The following is a 2,182-nucleotide window of genomic DNA, read 5'->3' on the forward strand; positions in this document are numbered from 1 at the left end:
GGGGCGCCGTGGGGTAGGGCGCTGGTTCACCGGGGCCGTCCGGGGGCCGGTTCGTCCTCAATCGCCGGACGGGCTTGTTTTTGCTGGCCGGCACCGACCGGGTCTCCGGCACCGGGGGTGCCGGTTCCGTCCTCAATCGCCGGACAGGCTTGAGAAGAGCGCGCCGGACGGGCTTGAGGAGCCGGGTGTACGGGCTTGAGGAGACCGGGGCGGACGGGCTTGAGAAGACCGGGTTTGATCCGTTGGACAGGGCCTAGGCCCTGTCCGGCCGATCTTCGCGGCCCGCGATGCTCCCCCGTGGCCTGAACGGCACGGGAGGGACCCCCTCCACCAGACGCCGCGGTCTGATCCACGAAGATCGACCGGACAGGACCTAGTTTTTTTCGCGGTACGGGTATCCCATCAGGTGCTGGATGTCCTTCGCGTCCGTCCAGCGGAACAGGCCCGCCGAGGCCGTCTCGCCGGTGGGCAGCCCGACATTGGGCTCCAGCGGCTCCGGGGTCGCGGTGGTCAGGTCCACGATGACCGGGCTGCCGCGCCCCGCCACCGCGTCCGCCGTATTGCGGGCGTTCATCGCGCCGTACGCCGTACCGTCGTTGCCCACGCTCGTCAGGGTCAGCGGCTGCGTGCCGTCCGGCTCCTCGAAGCAGTACGCCTTCTTCGCGTCCAGATCGAAGGCGAGCCGCCCCGCGATCAGGAAACGGCCGTCCGGGGAGGCGATGAGCTTGGGGTCGTCGGCCGGTACGATCGCCGGCCTCCGGCACCGTACCTGCGCCACCGCCTTGCCCGTCGCCGCCTCGTGCAGCGCCCAGACGTCGTGCGTGGCCGCGTCCTTGGCGCCCTTCTTCTTCCGCCACTTGGCGAGGACGTAGTCACGCGCCATCGAGGCGGGCACCCCGGAGGCGGGGTCGGTGTCCTTCGGCGCGACCTTCCGGCTGTACCAGCCGCCGCGCACCCAGAACTCCTTGGCGCCGCTCACCAGCAGCCCCTTGCCCGTGACCGAGCGCACCTCGGTCAGCTTGCGGCAGTTCGTACATCCCTTGGGGTACCCGAGCTGGCCCGGCGGGACCTTCACCACGTCGCCGTTCGCCGGGTCGACGACCGCGCTGACCGCCTTGCCGTCGCTGATCAGGATGCCGGGCCCGGCCGCGCTGACGATCGGCGCGTCCGTCCAGGGGACCTCGACGCGGGTGCGGGTGCCGTCGGTCGCCGTGTACACATCGAGGGAGACGATGGAGTCGGCCGGGCGCAGCGCCTCGGGGTCGAGCTTTCCGTACGACCAGGTGACGAAGTACTCCACCCCGTCCTTGGTGACCGAGAGCAGCCGGGGGAAGCGGTCGGGCGCGAACAGCGGCCGCCAGGGCTCGCCGTCCCAGCCGCGCTCGCCGGTCGCGGGGTCGAGCGTACGGATCCGGAACCGGGTGTCGCCGACCCGCTCCAGATAGGCGAGACGGCTGGTGGCCTCGGCGACCGCGTAGTCGGGGGAACCGCCGAGGATCTCCCAGCCGCGCGCGGTGTCGAACGCGGGCGGCACGACGGGCCGGTGTACGGAGACGGAACTGCTCTGCGGGGACTTGCCGGGCTTTTCGTCTCCCTTGGCCTTCTGCTGTTTGCCGCCGCAGGTGGAGAGGAGGAGCAGCAGCGCCAGCACGACGATCCCGGACAGCAGGGTCATGCGCACGACCCGCTGTCTCACGGTCCTCACGGGCCCCTGGTGAAAACGTGTGGTGCCCCAGTGAGACCAGTGAGGTCGCATGGTCCCCCCGTGGAGAGCGGTTGCCGGACAACGGGCGTCAGCGTAGCAACACCGTCTGAACGGTTCGCAGTTCGCTTCGGCATTGCGGGCGGGCGCCCGCGTGAACTGGTCGCATGCCTAGAATTCGGCCGGTGAGCGCAACCATTCCCACCGCCGAGGCTCTGCGGGCCGCGCTGGCCGGGCTGCTCGACGGGGTGCCGCCGCGGCAGGCCGCGCAGGCCGTCGAGCGGCTGATCGCCAGCTACCGGGGCGCCACCCCGACGGACGCGCCGGTGCTGCGCGACCGGTCGGACGTGGCCGCGTACGCCGCGTACCGCATGCCCGCGACCTTCGAGGCGGTACGGGCGGCACTGGCGGGGCTGGCGGACGCGGCGCCTTCGTGGGTGCCCGGGAGCCATGTGGACGTGGGCGGGGGGACGGGGGCGG

At 71.7% G+C, this 2,182-nt stretch carries 2 protein-coding genes; one reads left to right on the forward strand and one right to left on the reverse strand.

Annotation, left to right across the window (positions count from 1 at the left end):
* Nucleotides 1-373 precede the first annotated feature (373 nt).
* Complete coding sequence (locus tag WH07_RS33425; RefSeq protein ID WP_232789148.1) at nucleotides 374-1,696, reverse strand: hypothetical protein; 1,323 nt, start codon at nucleotides 1,694-1,696, stop codon at nucleotides 374-376.
* A 191-nt stretch (nucleotides 1,697-1,887) separates the two neighbouring features.
* Here WH07_RS33425 and WH07_RS33430 point away from each other — a divergent pair.
* A partial coding sequence (locus WH07_RS33430; RefSeq protein ID WP_046508500.1) for a small ribosomal subunit Rsm22 family protein occupies nucleotides 1,888-2,182 on the forward strand: 295 nt, incomplete at its 3' end.

The organism is Streptomyces odonnellii (genome assembly GCF_000981895.1).
GTDB lineage: Bacteria > Actinomycetota > Actinomycetes > Streptomycetales > Streptomycetaceae > Streptomyces > Streptomyces odonnellii.